The following is a 14,078-nucleotide window of genomic DNA, read 5'->3' as shown; positions in this document are numbered from 1 at the left end:
CTCCTTACCGGATCAGAGGAACCGCGTGGTCGGCCGATCCTTGGTCCATGGTCCGGGGCGCAGCGTCTCCAGGGCGCGCCGGACCAGTTCGATCTCGTCGGAGGTGTTGTAGACGGCGAACGACATCCGGACCGTGCCGACCAGGTCCATGCTGTCCAGGAAGGTCGACGCGCAGTGCACACCGCTGCGCACCGCGATGCCGTGCTGGTCCAGGTGACCGCCGACGTCGTACGGATGGATGCCGTCGACGACGAAGGACACGATCCCGTTGGGCGCACTGGCCGGGTCACCGACCACCCGCACGCCGTCGAGCGTGTTCAACGCGTCGACTGCCTGCCGGACGAGCATTTCCTGATGTGCGCTGACCGCGTCACGGCCGAGCCCGTCGAGGTACCGCAGCGCGGCCGCGAGCCCGACAGCGCCCGCCATGTGCGGCGTGCCCGCTTCCAGCCGGGCGGGCGTCGGGACGTAGGACACGGGCGCCGTGAAGGTCACGCCTTTCACGGTTCCGCCGCCCACCTGGTACGGCGGCAGCTCGGCGAGTATTTCCCGTTTGCCGTACAGCACGCCGACGCCCAGCGGGCCGTACACCTTGTGCCCGGAGAAGCAGTAGAAGTCCGCGTCGAGATCACGCACGTCGACCGTGCGGTGCGCGATCGCCTGGGCGCCGTCCACGACCACGCGAACGTCCCGGCGATGCGCCTCGGCGATCATCTCCCGGACCGGGTTGACCGTGCCGAGCACGTTCGAAACGTGGCTCACCGCCACGAGCCGCACACGCGGGCCCAGGACCGACGTGAAGGTGTCGATGTCCACGGAGCCGTTCTCGGACACCGGAACGACGACGAGCCGCGCGCCGGACTGCTCGGCCAGCCTTCGCCACGGCAGCGTGTTCGAGTTGTGCTCCATGCCGGTGACGACGACCTCGTCCCCGCAGCCGACATGCTTGCGGCCGAACGTGTCGGCGAGCAGGTTCACCGCGGCTGTCGTGCCGGCGGTGAACACGATCTCGTCGGGGTGCTCGGCGTTGACGGCCCGCTGGACCACTGCGCGCGCCTGCTCGTAGCGATCCGTCGAGCGCATGCTCAGCTGGTAGTAGCCACGACCGACGTTGCTGTTGGCCGTCGCGTAGTAGTCGGTGATGGCGTCCAGAACCGCCTGGGGCTTCTGCGTCGTCGCCGCGTTGTCCAGATAGGTCAGCGGGTACCCGTTGAAGGTCTGCCGCAGGATGGGGAAGTCGTGCCTGACCGACCTGGGCAGCACCTCGGTGTGATCCCGTGCCGGTGCCACATCAGTCATTCCGGACTCCTTGCAGGTTGATGGCCGACCAGTTCCCGGAACCGGCTGAGAATCCCGACGGGATAAGGGAAAACCTTCTGCGGCGGGTACGGGCGCCTGGCCGGTGGGAGGTAGCCTGGCTCGCCCGGCCTCGGCAGCCGCCCGGTGCTGTCGGCCAGGTGCGGGCCGAAGAAGAACCAGCAGATCTGACCGATCTGCTCGGTGAACAGCACTGGCAGCACTTCGTCGGGGTACATCCGCAGATGGCTCTTGGTCGCGATGAACTCGCCGCGCGGACCGAAGTCCACGTCTTCCGCCACGTGCCCGAAGACGTCGTGCACCGCGCGGAACACGTCGTTGTGGGTGAAATCGACGCCGTCGGCCCGGACGCCCGATGGCGCGCGCAACGGGTGGAACCCGGTGACCTCGCCAGGACCGTGCCCCGACATCGTCATGTACACGTACAACGTGCCAGTGTGCAAAACACTTTCGCGCAGCTCACGCGAGGTCGCGTAAGGCTGACCTGGCTGCCGCCACGGTCGCACGCGCAGCCCCGCCTCGGTCAGGGCCGCCAGCTGCCGCAGGTTCTCTGACTTGAAAATAAGGTACTGTTCGGCGAGTTCGGTGTCGAAGTCGAGCAGCGGGGCCGCGTCGAAGACGGCTGCCACATCACGACAGAAACCTTCGTCGAGAAGGAAAAGCCCACTGCCCTCCGCGACGTCGAAGTCATGCTGGTCAAGGCCGGATGTCCGGATGTAGTCGCGAGCCACATCCCGCAGTTTCGCTGCCGTGAAGCCTGTGCCCGACACCATTCCGCTCCTGCCGTCGCATGCGGACTCCCCCGTCGCGACCCGAGTTGGATCGTCGACCACCGGACTCAGGTTACCACTTAAAATTAAAGCGGCAACCACGCGCAGCGAGCGCTCAGACCCGGTGCGCGACTCCCGCGGCGGCGGTCTGCGCTGGACCGGCTTCCAGGCCCAGCAGCTCGCAGCAGCGCAGCACGGCGTCGATACCGCCTTCGAGACTGAGCTTCCCGGTCACCATCGCGGCGAGGGGCGTCAGCCTGCCGGAACCGATGCGCACGAACGTGGTGGCGTCGGTGACCGCGACCATGGCCGGGTTGCTGGCCGGACCCTTGACCGCCCTCGCTTTGCCGTCGGCGACGTCGATATGGAAAATTTCGCCCTCTACGCGAAATTCGTACGATTCGCCCACCGCGCCCACTCTGGCGGTGTCGATCATCGCCTCGACCGCCAGGAATCCCCAGTGCGCGCGAACGACATCCGTCTCGGCCACCTCGTCGACGAACTCCATTCCCCACCTGGCCAGGCTGAGCACGGCAGGCCGCAACCTCAGTCCCGTCTCGGTGAGCTCATAGGACAGCCGGAATCCGGTGCCCTGCACGTCAGTTTGGCGAACCACCTCGTTCTCCACGAGGAACTTCAGCCGTTCCGACAGCAGGTTGGTGCCGAGTCCAGGCAGGTCGGACAGCAGTTCGCTGTAGCGCCTCGGACCCATCAGCAACTCGCGGATGATCAGCAACGTCCAGCGTTCGCCCAGCACGTTCAGCGCCGAAGCGAGTCCGCAGTACTGGTTATAGCTGCGCCTCGTCGTCATGGCAGGCACTCCATCACACTCCACGTCGCGTCAGTTCGAACGCGGCCTGGCAGTACTATAAACGCTAGCGGTGTGGATGGCTGAACGTCCTCATACTGAGACGACGACCACCCCTCACCGAAGCTGGTCCTGATAACACCAGTGAACACTCAGGAAGCCACCGCTTGACCCAAACATCGGATAAACCCAGGGCAGCCGTGCAACGTGTGCTCCATCGATTAATTTTCCTGCAGCATTCTCGACCGTGACCATCTGCATCACGTCGGAGCGCTGCCGGGACGTGCGGGAGTCGCTTCAGCGAACCGGTACTCAGTTTGAGAACCTGTTATCCTCGGTGCGCGACCGCAGTCGGCGCCCGGTCCGTAGCGGAAACAGCCGCCCATGTCACGAGCATCGCCTCGGTGTACACCGAGCAGCTCGGGATCCATCCCGAGGTGCTGCGGACCTCGGTCAAGCGCGCGGAGATCGACGCCGAGGACCGGCCTGGCACCACGAGCAGCGATGCGGAGCGGCTCGCACAGCTGGACGGACCATGGCGCGGTCTGGACGATATCGAGATCGCCACCGTCGAGTACGTCCTGGCTCAGTTCGACTTGACGATCGCTCTCGAAGAACCACCAGTCCGTGGTTCATGGCGACAACGCTTCTACGCCCGCAGCAGGGAAATCGCCGGATCCGAGCCGATGCGCCAGCGACTGGCCGAACTCGGAGAGGCCATCCAGTTGGAGCATCTCGGCAAGCGCCGCCCGCATCCCTGTACCTCGTAGGCGAAACCCCGTTCCTCCGCGGTGATTCACGCGAGCACGCGGTGTGGATCAGGGTGACCTGCGACGACGTTGAACCCGATCAGGAAACTGCGCGCGTGGCCTTCGAGCACCACACGGGCTACCTGCGCGACCCGCCTTTGCGTCCTTACTAGACTGTCTCTTATGGAGTGATCCGCTCAGCTGCCGATTCCCTCGCCGACCTCGAACGCCTCATCGACCCACGCCGCGAACTCGTCGCCCAGTTCGCCCGGCTCGGCAACCAGGAACTCGTGCGCGTACAGCGATCCGCTGTGCGGTTTGACACCCCGAACGCGGGCGTCGCGCAGCTCGAACCGCAGGTCAAGGAAGATCTTCAGCATGTCGTCCTTGATCTGGACGCCCGCGAACGCGCGACGGCTGCCCTTGAACCCCACGGTCGTCGGCGATACGACGAAGGTGAACGACCCAGCCCGTTCGACCAACTCGACGAACCGGTCGAACAGCGCGACCGCCTCCGCCGACCTGCCGCGGAGGTGGTTCGCGAGCAACGCTTCGGTCCGGCTGCCCTGCCCCGCGTTCGCCTGCTTGCGCGGCCGGAACTCCGACGCGTCGAGCACCTTCGCCCACGCCTCACCGACTCGATCGGCCAACTCGGCCGCTTCCGCGAACTCCGGCGAGTCCTCGTCGAGCGACGCCAGGTCGAAGTCGGGGAACTCGCCGCACAGGTGGGCCTCCATGGCGATGAGTCCCAGTTCCCAGCCGGTACCCCGTCCCCACATCCCCGTTTCCGGGTCGTTGAGCAGGCTGTCGGCCAGCTTGGTCGTGGAGGCGTGCTCCAGTTCGAGAACCGTGGTCTCGGCACCCTCGGGCGAAAGCCGGATCTCGACCTCGTCCCGGTCCGACGACCCGTAGATCCAGGAGAAGCGCAGCAGTTCCGGCGGCTCACACCGCAGGACTTCCCCGTGCGCGTTGCCTTCGAACTCGAACTTCCCGTCGACGTTGAAGTCTCCGACGGGTTTCATGAAGAACTTGGCCAGCCGGCGAGGGTCGGTACAGGCGTCCCACACGTCCTCGATCGACGCGCGGTAGCGGCGGCGCATCACCAACGTCTCGGCGTCACCAGCTTCGACATGGCCGCGCATGAGCTCACGCTCGGTCTCGCGGACAAGGTCAACCGTTCTGTTGTTCGTGCGCTCCATGTGCGTGCCCCCATCTCTCGAGCTCGCCATCACCAGCGGTTGGGACACATCATACGATCACTCCCTGTACTGCTCGGCAGGCCCTCGTGACGGCCGAGACCACGCCCACAAGCGCTTTGACCACGGTCCGCGCCGGCCACTCGGCAAATACACGACAAGCCCACAGCCGACAGGCGCGCACACGCAGGTCACCGACAGGAAAGCCCGGCCGGGATTCGTCCGGTCATTTCCAGATCGTCGCGTACTTTTTTCGGTACTTGTCGTCGGATTCACTCTCGATGAGTTTTTCTGCCGCCTTCTTTATCTTGTCATCCTCTGCGACATCGTAGACGTTGCGCATACTCTGGATGATGTCGTAACGAATCAGCGACCAGTTCTTCTCCTCGGCGCACTCGGAAAAGCGCCGCTTCATCCCCTTGAGCCACGTTTCCTGCTGGCGCGGACCGGCGACGCCCACTTTCCAGAGCGACTGCAGGCAGTGTCGGGCAGTCACGAACCGATCGTCCTTCGTGACTTTCAGCAGTGCCGGGAAGTCTTTGACGATACGCTCTTCCGGGTCGCTCTTCGCCAGGTTGCACAGAATCTGGGAGGCGATCGAGCGAACCTGGTTGTCCTTGTGGGCCATGGCGGAGACAACCTCGTCCCAGACGTCATATGCCCAGTCGACACGATTCTCCGTGACTTCGATGATGGCCTCGTACGCGCTGTTGCGCGCGCCCCTGTCCGACGACTGGATATCGTCCAGATATTGGTGAACGGTGGAATCCATGAGGACATTACAGCAGACAGGCTCCCAGCCGACGCGCGAGCCGCACGACAGATCGGAACGTCCGCGGCGGCGTCATGTCGCTGTCATGTCGTTGCGTAGAGCTGAGTGATGGTGTCGACGAGGTCCCGCAGCCCGTTGAGCCGGTTGTCACGCCACCAGGCGAGTCTGACCGGGATACGAGGGCCGTCCTTGATGGGGCGGTAGGTCACCCCCGGGCGCGGGTGGTGGTGCGCGGTGGCCTCCGCGGTGGTTCCCACGCCGCGCCCGGCGGCGATGGCGTCCAGCCAACTGTCGACGTCGGTGGACTCGATGAACCGGGGTGGGTGCTCGGCGCCGCTCCACAGGTGGCTGCTGGTGGTGCCGACGCGAGGGTCGATGATCACCGTGCGGCCCGCGATCTCGGCCATGCTCAGCTGACGTCGGCGCGACCACTGCGCGTCGTCGGAGGCGAAGGCGACCAACCGGCGTTCGAGTCCTACCACGACGGAGTCGAACCGCTTCTCGTCGACCGGTATCCGCACGATCGCCACATCGCACAGCCCCTCGGCCAGGCCGGCCGTCGGCGAGTTGTGCCGCGCCAGCTGCAGATCGATCGCGTCGTGGCGCTGGCCCCAGTTTCGCCGCAGGCGCGCGGTGTGCCGCCCGAGAGCCGCCCAGGCGTACCCCAACCGCAGGACGCTTTGACGCACGGTCAGGAACTCGGTGAACCGGTCCGCCTCGGACAGCACTCGCCGAGCATGCGGCAGGACCTGTTGCCCGGTGCTGGTCAGCTCGCACCCTCGCGGAACCCGCCACAACAGCTTGTCCCCCACTGTCTTCTCCAAGCTGGCGATCGTGCGCGAGACAGCGGCCTGCGAGACGTGCAACTGCGCAGCGGCGTCGGTGAACGACCCGGACTCAGCGGCCGCGACGAAGAACCGCAGCTCCCGAAGGCTCCAATCCATAACCAGAGCGTATGGCAACGTCAGAACGAGCACTAGGTTATGCAGAGAGGCGCTCCTACGGTGAGCGTATGAACACCCTCGACGCCGAAGTACGCACGCAGAACGCGCCCGCCGACAACCAGCAGCTGTCCGCTGCGACGGCGACACCGCGTCAACGCGGCGCCGGCGTCGCGATGGCGCTCACCAGCGCGGCGTCGAACCAGGCCGGGGCCGCACTGGGCGCGATGGCGTTCCCCGCCATCGGTCCGGTCGGCGTGGTCGCCGTCCGCCAACTCGTGACCGCGGTCGTCCTGACACCGATCGTGCGCCCGAGATTCCGTGGCCTGCGCAAGGACCAGTGGCTGCCGATCCTCGGCCTGGTCGCCGTGTTCGGCGTGATGAACCTCAGCCTGTACGCCGCGATCGACCGCATCGGACTCGGCCTGGCCGTCACGCTCGAGTTCCTCGGCCCGCTGACCGTGGCCATCGCCAGTTCACGACGAGTACCCGACATCGCCTGCGCCGTCATGGCCGGTGTCGGCGTGGTCGTGCTGACCGCCCCCGGGCCCACCACCGATATGGTCGGCATACTTCTGGCCCTGCTCTCGGCGACCGCCTGGGGTTGCTACATCCTGCTCAACCGCACCATCGGCCAGCGCCTTCCCGGCCTGCAGGGAACCGCGGTGGCCAGCGTCGTTTCCGCCGCGGCCTGGACCCCGATCGCGGCGGTCTGGTTCGCCCTGCACACCCCGACCGCCGCGGCGATGCTCCTGGCGGTGGCCTGCGGGGTGATGTCCTCGATCGTGCCCTACGTCGCCGACCTGCTCGCCCTGCGCCGGGTGCCCGCCCGGATGTTCAGCACCTTCACCAGCATCAACCCCGTCTGGGCGGCACTGGCCGGGTGGGTGCTGCTGCACCAGACCCTCCACCTGAACGAATGGATCGGCATCGGACTGATCGTCGTCAGCAACACCGCGGTGACAGCACGAGGGGTCACCTCATCCCGTACCTGATCAGCAACAGGCGTGCCAACGCCAAGCGTGACCGCACTGAAACCCCCGGCCAGGAGGAACGATCGGTTACGCCGCCTTCGTCAACGACTCGGCTTCCCGCCGTGACCACGGTGACCGCGGTGGCCGCCGCGGCCGCCCTGCTCCCGTGCGGCCCCTGTGGCCGTCAGAGGTCGTCGTCGCTTCGTCCCAGTCTCACCACCCTGTCCGACGCGGTGCGGAAAGCGTGCAGAGCTTCGGCGAGGGCGACGAACCACATGGTTCGGGCGACAGTCGAGGCCAGCGGGAAATCTTCCTCGGGGAGGTCGAGCACGACGACAGTCCGGCCGGGCGCGGCGAGCGCACTGCCTGGTACGGAGGTCAGCACGATGACGTGCGCGCCACACTGCTGGCCTTCGATGGCGGACTGGACGACCTCCGGGGTGTCGCCAGACTGGGAGACCGCGATGAGGACGTCGCCTGCCACCACGGCACCGCTCGCGCCGTGCAGCATGTCGGTGGCGTGCAGGAAGTAGGCAGGGGTGCCGCAGCTGGACAGAACGGTCGCGCCGACCCTGGCGAGGTCGCCTGAGGTCCCCACGCCGGTGATGATCACCCTGCCCGTCATGGCGGCGATCGGTTCGATCGCCGCCATGACGGCGTCGTCGGGGATGGTGTTCACCGCGTCGCGGCTTCTGCGCAGCACCGCGCGGGCGGCGGTCGCCGCGGCCCGGCCGGGCTCCGCGGTGGGCTGGATGGTGATCGACATGGTCCTCCTCTGGTGCACCCAAGCTCTGCTGGGCGGTGCTTCACGATCTTGCCGTCAGCCAACCGGCAGACCCGGAGCCTTGGCTAGTGCTGTGACCGGAATTGTTCACCACGGTGGCGTTGACCGGTGAGGCGGACGAGCAATGCGTCCACGACACGTCGGATCCGCGTCAGCGATCCGTCAGTCGAGAAGTGGCGATCCGGAACACCCGGGCTTCCGGTCGGTACGCCCAAACCGGGGAATCGGCGTCGCTCACGACGAGTGCTGCCGACCGCCCGGGTGAACTCGATCGGGTTCATTCGACAGGTGCCGTCGCGTGCCGAAAGCCAGCCGCGACTTCGAGCGCGTCGGTGGCCTCGTCGAGCGCGTCGATGAAGGCGACGAACGGGCGCGGTCGATCAGCGAGAGCGACCACCAGGTCACCAGGTCACCCGGTCGTTCGGCTTCCACACCGGCGGCGGAGCACAGCGCGGCGAGTACCTGGTCACCGGCCCGGACGCCGGGCACGCCCCAGGGTGCCCGGCGTCCCCGCGATGCCGATCTCAGGGGACGAGGGTCCACCGCTGCTGCGGTGAGCCGTTGCAGTCCCAGATCTGCACCTTCGTCCCGTTCGCACCGATGGTGTTGAGGTCGGCGTCGAGGCATTTGCCGTGGTAGCGGGTCCTGATCGTCTGGCCGTCGATGTACCAGTTCTGCTGGAGGCTCCTGGTGCAGTCCCAGAGCTGGACCTTGCCGCCGTTGGCACCGTTGGAGCTGGTGTCGGTGTCCAGGCACCGGAAGCTGCGCCTGCTCAGTATCCGGTTCGGGCTGTCGTAGGCTTCGCGCCAGCGTTGCTGGTTCTGCCCGTTGCAGTCCCACAGCTGGACTTTGGTGCCGTTCGCCGTGATCGTGTTGAGGTCCGCGTCGAGACAGCGGCCGCTGTGGGCGTTGCGGAGCATGGGATAGCTGCCCTGTGCCGCCTCCGCGGCCGGGGCGGCGATCGTCAGGGCGACCAGGAGGAGGCCCACTGACCAGAGTTTCATGGCTGGTCTTCCTTTCCGTTTGTCACAGGCGCGGCGACGGCGTCGGCGAACCCGAGAAGCAGGCGGGCGCAACGGAGGTGCGGGATCTTCGCGGCGGCTTCGCGGGTTCGCCGGTGTGTGTCCGCACAGGACAGTTCGGCGGCGGCCAGGCCGAGCGTGGAGGAGATGCCCCGATCGGCCATGCCCGCCGCCGTCAGGTCCAGCCGGGTGCGCTCACCCCGCAAGGCGAGCACGTCCTCACCGAGCAGGAACATCTCACCGCAGTGGTGACCGATGTCCCGCACCACACGCACGACCGCTGGGTCCGTGGTCGCGAGCTGGGCCCCGATCCGCGCCGGGAACTCGAACAGCGCGCCGAACAGGGCGGTCGCCGGTGCCCTGGTGGCACGCATGGCCGTCAGTTCCGCCAGCCACTCCGCGAACGCCCATGAACAGTCCGGAGCCGCGGCGGCGACCAGCCGAGACGCCTGGGACAGCAGGAAGTCACCGGCGAGGACAGTGGTTGCCATCGTCCAGTCGATCCCCCGGCCCGGCGGCGGGCGGTGTCCGCTCGGGCTCAGAAAGGCGAGCGTGCCAAGGGTGGCCAGTTCGATCGCCGCGCCGACCGGGGCGTACCCGACATCCGGTGGACCACCGGACGCGGTCAGCGCAGACGCGAACAGCAGCGCGGGCCGCACCTGTTGTCCCGCACCTGATCCCTCGTCCGCGAGCAGACGTGCGAGGAAGGGCCATTCGTGCCGGACAGTGCTCACCGCGACCTCGTCGCAGGCGGTCAGGAAGGGCACCATCGACCAGTCCCGCGGCATGCGTTCGGTCGCGAGACCGCCGATTCCTTCCGGCAACAGGATCGCCCGATGCCCCTTGACGAAGAACGGCCCGTCGTCCTCGGCCGCCGATTCCAGGATCCGCCAGGCGAGGTGGTATCGGCGAGCCGCGTGCCGCGCGGTCTCGAAGTAGCCGACGAACGCCGAGCCGAGTCTCCGCCGGTACGCGGAGCGGGCGGCCGCCGGATCCGCCTTGTGGTCGACGATGCTCCGCACAGCCAGCATCGCGCTCTCGACCGCGTGACCGAGCCCGTCCCCGGTGAACGGGTTCACCAGGCCGGCCACGTCACCGATCCGCATCCAGTCCGGGCCGACGGCCAGATCAGGGCTGAACCCGGTGTCCACCGGCCCGCTGACGACCGGACCGACGGGTTCGAACGGACCGGCCAGCATGGCCGGGTCGAACTCATGGTCACCCAGCACAGTCAGCGTTACCGTCAGCACACCGTCGTCACCTGGGAGTACACGCAGGAAGGAGGGCATCTGGCGTGGATCGTCCGCGTTCGGCGTGACCGACCTGAGGACGACCCGATCCGCGTGGCCCGCGAACGTCCGCGCGTACGTCCGGCCCGTCGAATACACCGATGTGGATGGCCGGGTTCCCGCACCCGTGGCGATGATCAGATGACACGAGCCCTTCGGCAACCCGCTGACTCGCTCCACGCCCGCGTCGGCCATCAGCGCGTGCAGGTTCCACCGCAGCTGATCGCGGTCGACCACTGCGCCGCCCAGCCCGGAAAGCACCCGCGGCCGGGCCCGGCCGAGCTGGATCTCCATCTCGTCCACAGGCCGGACCCGCAGTCCGGTCAGCACGCCCATCGAGTCCAGTGTGGCCAGAGTCGGCGCGTTGACGAGGAGGTCGTGGCTCTCGCCCCTGTCGGCGTCGTGGTCGACCACCTGAACCGTCAGCCCCTGCCGGGCCAGCGCGACCGCCGCCACGCTGCCCGCCGGTCCCGCACCGACTACGAACACGCCCGGAGTCACGTCACGTCCTGCCACATCGCCATACCCACGGTTCGCAAGGACGCTCGCAGGTCTTCGTCCTCGAGTCGGTTCAGGATGACGAGTGCGTTCGCGTGGCGTTCCCTGGCGAGGTGGGTGGCGCTGGCGAAGCCACCGCGATCAAGGACCATCGACCGCACCCCGGGCATGTCGTGCGCACCGAACGACGATGACAGCAGAGTTCTTCTCAGGCTCCCATCCTCGTCGACGCGCAGGGCGAAGAGGGTCGGCGCACCGAACAGGCCGAGCTGGTGATCGGTGCCGACGGGCTTGTCCACGTCCTGACCGACGCGCAGATCGAGGCAGTCGTCCATGATCTGGAACGCGACCCCCAGCTCCAGCCCGAACTCGGCGAGTACGGCGGCTGTCGCGCGATCGGCGCCCGCGGCGAGGGCGCCCAACACGCACGGCAGCCGGAACAACTCGCCGGTCTTGCGTGTCACCAGTTCCAGGTAGTCCTCGATCGACAGTTCGGTGTCGAACGCCCGCTGGACGTCGAGCAGTTCGCCGACGGACAGTTCGGCGACCGCGGCGCTCACCGCCATGCTCACACCTGGCCCCAGGTCAGCGGCGAGCTTGCCGGCCAGCGCGAAGCACGCCAGTCCGGCGAGTGTCGCCCGCTCCTCCCCGGCGACGACGTGCGCCGCCGGAAGACCCCGCCGAACCGCCGCCCTGTCGATGATGTCGTCGTGCAACAGCGACGCCACGTGCACCAGCTCGACGAGAGCACCCAGCGGAGCCGGATCCACGCCGGTACCCGGCACGCACGCCGCGAGCAACGTCGAGCGCAACCTTTTACCCGGCTGGTCGATCAACCTGCTGACCAGTGGACGCACGGATTCGTCCAGTTCCGACGCCGCCGCGTTGAGCCGGTCGGTGACCCTGTGCTCGTACGGGCGACTCATCAGCTGCCCGTGATCGGTCCGTGCATCTCCAGGCTCGGGACGCTGCGGAAGATGTCGTACACCCGCTGGAAGACCTTGGGGTCGTTCATGTAGTCCAGGATCTGCCGATGGTTCATCCCCAGCGTCGGCTTGGCCAGCTCGTTGAACAGCGCGTCCGCCGCGGTCGTCTCGGCCTGGGTGCGCATCCGCAGCTTCAGCCCGTAGTTCGCCAACGCCATGTCCTCCAGGTGTTCCTTGGTGACCACCAGGTCGGGCCGGTCCGGATCGTTCAGCGCGTTCTCGACGAACTGCCGGTACTTGGTGTACAGCCGGTTGGCCTCGCTGCGTTCGGTGTCGGTCGCGACCACGCCTTCGCTGCGGCTGAGCACCATGTCGGAGTTGATGTAGACGATGCTGCTGATCAACCTGCCGACCGCGGTCAGCGCGAAGAACTCGTCACGCAGCCGGTCGACGAACGGGTTGTCGGCGGCCAAGGGCAGCGCGTACATGCCACCGACCGCGGTCAGCACGTAACACGCGAGCACGATCCTGGAGATCAGTGTTCGCCCGTCGCCCCCTGCGCACACCACGGATCCGGAGTCTCCTGGCAGAGCGAACAGGTTGGCCACGAAGAAGTTGTCGAACGTCCGGCCGACGCCGTCGTGGTAGACGACATCGGCCACGACGTCGACCGCCACCACACGACTCGACGTGTACCGGGTGGTGCGGCCGACCTTGTCGATGTTCATCCCCACGGTCACGCGTCCCACGGAATTGGCGGGAATCAGGTCGACCCCGAGCCGGTCCAGCGTGGGAGCGATGGGCGTCATGACAGTGGTGCCCATCGTGTCACCGCCGACCACCATCCCGACCGCGGGATGACGGGTGGAGACCGGTGGCATCAGGTCGCCGACGATGGCCTTGCTGACCAGCGACTCGTCGGTCACCGACGCGATCGCGGCGTCGACCTGGTTCATGAGCGGCATGTCCAGCATCGGCACATACCGTTTCAGCGTCCCGATGACCTCGCTGGGCACCGGCTGGAAGATCTTCTCGCCGGGTTTGCCCTGGTTGAGCCGGGCGATGACATGGTTGTTGGTCAGGACGCACAACGTGTCGTCGGTGCGGTCGCGCACCATGCAGCCCAAGGTGCCGACGCCGCGGTCCGTGGCGTTGCCGATCTGGCTTCCTTGGCGCAACGGCCGGAACTTGTCGGTGATCGGGCCGAGCGACTCCGCGGCGGGCGGATCGGTGAAGAACGGGCCCGCCTCGACGACGTCGACGCCGTACTCGCGGCCGCCGACATCCACACTTCGTGGCAGCAGCCGCCTGCGTGCGACGTGGCCTTCCGGGCGTTTCTTGGCGACCAGGGCGATGACGGCGGGCTCGTCGGTCAGTTCCCCGCCGCGCCACCGGAATCCGATCCCGACCCCGGTGACGTTCGGGTCGCCGCCGAACTGCTGGTGGATGGCTTGCTTGCCGCGCCTGAGCGCGTCCCGGTGTTGCTCGATCGTCACTTCTGTCCCCCAGCCTGGTAACGCGCCCACAGCGCGGAAAGCCACAGTCGTGCCGCGTCGTCTGCGGTCGGCGCGAGCCGTTTCGACACCGTCCCCACAGCCGCGGAGACGACAGCAACCAGCGGCGCGGGCGGCGTGCCACCCGCGACCTGCTGGCCGATCACCGTCGCGATCTTCTTGTCGTCCGCGGCGAGCAGACCGCCCGCGATCAACCCCTGCGCGCCGTCACGCACCAGGGCGACCCGGTCCGGCGCGAGGCGGGCGAGGTGGGCGTCCAGCCGGTCACCGGTCGCCCTGCTGATCGCCGAACCCGGCTCGTCGAGATCCGGCAGCGCCGACGGCACTGCGGTCCCGGTTTCCGCGACCCGCAACACCATCCTGCGCTGATCGGGTGTCAAGATGACGTGTTCGGCCCCGGCCGGTGCCGTCGCGACCAGCCCGGCGCCGATCACCGCGGATCCGACTCCGGTCGCCTGGATGAACCGCCGTCGAGGAATGTCCATTTTCGGTGTGCCCCCAGTGTCCCAGAATGACTG

Annotated in this window: 14 protein-coding genes; 2 read left to right on the top strand and 12 right to left on the bottom strand. The window is 67.4% G+C overall.

The annotated features are described in order from the left end of the window. Positions 1–12: 12 nt before the first annotated feature. The 3 genes from ALI144C_RS37375 to ALI144C_RS37365 are packed head-to-tail and all read right to left on the bottom strand — an operon-like array spanning position 13 to position 2,898. On the bottom strand, positions 13–1,299 hold the full coding sequence (locus tag ALI144C_RS37375; protein WP_076991931.1) for an aminotransferase class V-fold PLP-dependent enzyme: 1,287 nt from the start codon (positions 1,297–1,299) through the stop codon (positions 13–15). Continuing rightward, positions 1,296–2,189, bottom strand: a complete 894-nt coding sequence (locus ALI144C_RS37370; protein ID WP_143231095.1) for a crotonobetainyl-CoA--carnitine CoA-transferase — start codon at positions 2,187–2,189, stop codon at positions 1,296–1,298. The genes ALI144C_RS37375 and ALI144C_RS37370 overlap by 4 nt, the downstream gene beginning before the upstream one ends. Positions 2,190–2,202: 13 nt before the next feature. After that, the gene (locus ALI144C_RS37365) at positions 2,203–2,898 is read right to left on the bottom strand and encodes a winged helix-turn-helix transcriptional regulator (protein WP_076991929.1); all 696 of its coding nucleotides are present in this window, start codon (positions 2,896–2,898) and stop codon (positions 2,203–2,205) included. Positions 2,899–3,299: 401 nt separating this feature from the next. On the opposite strand from ALI144C_RS37365, the gene ALI144C_RS37360 reads away from it, so the two are divergent. Then, positions 3,300–3,665, top strand: a complete 366-nt coding sequence (locus ALI144C_RS37360; RefSeq protein WP_076991928.1) for a hypothetical protein — start codon at positions 3,300–3,302, stop codon at positions 3,663–3,665. Positions 3,666–3,841: 176 nt separating this feature from the next. Here ALI144C_RS37360 and ALI144C_RS37355 read toward each other — a convergent pair whose 3' ends face one another. From ALI144C_RS37355 to ALI144C_RS37345, 3 genes are all read right to left on the bottom strand, one after another. After that, a complete protein-coding gene (locus tag ALI144C_RS37355; RefSeq protein ID WP_168211449.1) occupies positions 3,842–4,786 on the bottom strand; it encodes an SRPBCC family protein in 945 nt (314 codons plus the stop codon). Between the two features lie 280 nt (positions 4,787–5,066). After that, the gene (locus ALI144C_RS37350; RefSeq protein ID WP_076991926.1) at positions 5,067–5,612 is read right to left on the bottom strand and encodes a hypothetical protein; all 546 of its coding nucleotides are present in this window, start codon (positions 5,610–5,612) and stop codon (positions 5,067–5,069) included. 83 nt (positions 5,613–5,695) lie between these two features. Further along, on the bottom strand, positions 5,696–6,556 hold the full coding sequence (locus ALI144C_RS37345; RefSeq protein ID WP_076991925.1) for a LysR family transcriptional regulator: 861 nt from the start codon (positions 6,554–6,556) through the stop codon (positions 5,696–5,698). A 68-nt stretch (positions 6,557–6,624) separates the two neighbouring features. Here ALI144C_RS37345 and ALI144C_RS37340 point away from each other — a divergent pair, with 68 nt between their 5' ends. Next, the gene (locus ALI144C_RS37340) at positions 6,625–7,548 is read left to right on the top strand and encodes an EamA family transporter (RefSeq protein WP_083753728.1); all 924 of its coding nucleotides are present in this window, start codon (positions 6,625–6,627) and stop codon (positions 7,546–7,548) included. 163 nt (positions 7,549–7,711) lie between these two features. On the opposite strand, the gene ALI144C_RS37335 is transcribed toward ALI144C_RS37340, so the two are convergent. The 6 genes from ALI144C_RS37335 to ALI144C_RS37310 all read right to left on the bottom strand — a co-directional run bounded on the left by ALI144C_RS37335 (position 7,712) and on the right by ALI144C_RS37310 (position 14,045). Beyond that, positions 7,712–8,293 (bottom strand): SIS domain-containing protein, encoded by a 582-nt coding sequence (locus ALI144C_RS37335; protein WP_076991924.1) that lies wholly within the window; start codon positions 8,291–8,293, stop codon positions 7,712–7,714. A 542-nt stretch (positions 8,294–8,835) separates the two neighbouring features. After that, positions 8,836–9,315, bottom strand: coding sequence for an RICIN domain-containing protein (locus ALI144C_RS37330; protein WP_076991923.1), 480 nt, complete (start codon positions 9,313–9,315; stop codon positions 8,836–8,838). After that, complete coding sequence (locus tag ALI144C_RS37325; protein ID WP_076991922.1) at positions 9,312–11,123, bottom strand: FAD-dependent monooxygenase; 1,812 nt, start codon at positions 11,121–11,123, stop codon at positions 9,312–9,314. The genes ALI144C_RS37330 and ALI144C_RS37325 overlap by 4 nt, the downstream gene beginning before the upstream one ends. After that, entirely contained in the window at positions 11,120–12,046 is a 927-nt protein-coding gene (locus ALI144C_RS37320) for a polyprenyl synthetase family protein (protein WP_076991921.1), read from the bottom strand. Before ALI144C_RS37320 ends, ALI144C_RS37325 begins: the two co-directional genes overlap by 4 nt. Beyond that, entirely contained in the window at positions 12,046–13,542 is a 1,497-nt protein-coding gene (locus tag ALI144C_RS37315; protein WP_076991920.1) for a hypothetical protein, read from the bottom strand. Before ALI144C_RS37315 ends, ALI144C_RS37320 begins: the two co-directional genes overlap by 1 nt. Further along, a complete protein-coding gene (locus ALI144C_RS37310) occupies positions 13,539–14,045 on the bottom strand; it encodes a hypothetical protein (RefSeq protein WP_076991919.1) in 507 nt (168 codons plus the stop codon). The genes ALI144C_RS37315 and ALI144C_RS37310 overlap by 4 nt, the downstream gene beginning before the upstream one ends. Between the last annotated feature and the right edge of the window lie 33 nt (positions 14,046–14,078).

The sequence above is a fragment of the Actinosynnema sp. ALI-1.44 genome, from assembly GCF_001984155.1.
Taxonomy (GTDB): domain Bacteria; phylum Actinomycetota; class Actinomycetes; order Mycobacteriales; family Pseudonocardiaceae; genus Kibdelosporangium.
This window is presented reverse-complemented; position numbering and strand designations above follow the sequence as displayed.

What these genes read in the sequence shown, in the direction of transcription:
- ALI144C_RS37375 (WP_076991931.1), bottom strand. Translation starts at nt 1,299, where the DNA reads ATGACTGATGTGGCACCGGCACGGGATCACACCGAGGTGCTGCCCAGG.
- ALI144C_RS37365 (WP_076991929.1), bottom strand. Translation starts at nt 2,898, where the DNA reads ATGACGACGAGGCGCAGCTATAACCAGTACTGCGGACTCGCTTCGGCG.
- ALI144C_RS37355 (WP_168211449.1), bottom strand. Translation starts at nt 4,786, where the DNA reads ATGCGCGGCCATGTCGAAGCTGGTGACGCCGAGACGTTGGTGATGCGC.
- ALI144C_RS37350 (WP_076991926.1), bottom strand. Translation starts at nt 5,612, where the DNA reads ATGGATTCCACCGTTCACCAATATCTGGACGATATCCAGTCGTCGGAC.
- ALI144C_RS37345 (WP_076991925.1), bottom strand. Translation starts at nt 6,556, where the DNA reads ATGGATTGGAGCCTTCGGGAGCTGCGGTTCTTCGTCGCGGCCGCTGAG.
- ALI144C_RS37340 (WP_083753728.1), top strand. Translation starts at nt 6,625, where the DNA reads ATGAACACCCTCGACGCCGAAGTACGCACGCAGAACGCGCCCGCCGAC.
- ALI144C_RS37335 (WP_076991924.1), bottom strand. Translation starts at nt 8,293, where the DNA reads ATGTCGATCACCATCCAGCCCACCGCGGAGCCCGGCCGGGCCGCGGCG.
- ALI144C_RS37330 (WP_076991923.1), bottom strand. Translation starts at nt 9,315, where the DNA reads ATGAAACTCTGGTCAGTGGGCCTCCTCCTGGTCGCCCTGACGATCGCC.
- ALI144C_RS37320 (WP_076991921.1), bottom strand. Translation starts at nt 12,046, where the DNA reads ATGAGTCGCCCGTACGAGCACAGGGTCACCGACCGGCTCAACGCGGCG.
- ALI144C_RS37310 (WP_076991919.1), bottom strand. Translation starts at nt 14,045, where the DNA reads ATGGACATTCCTCGACGGCGGTTCATCCAGGCGACCGGAGTCGGATCC.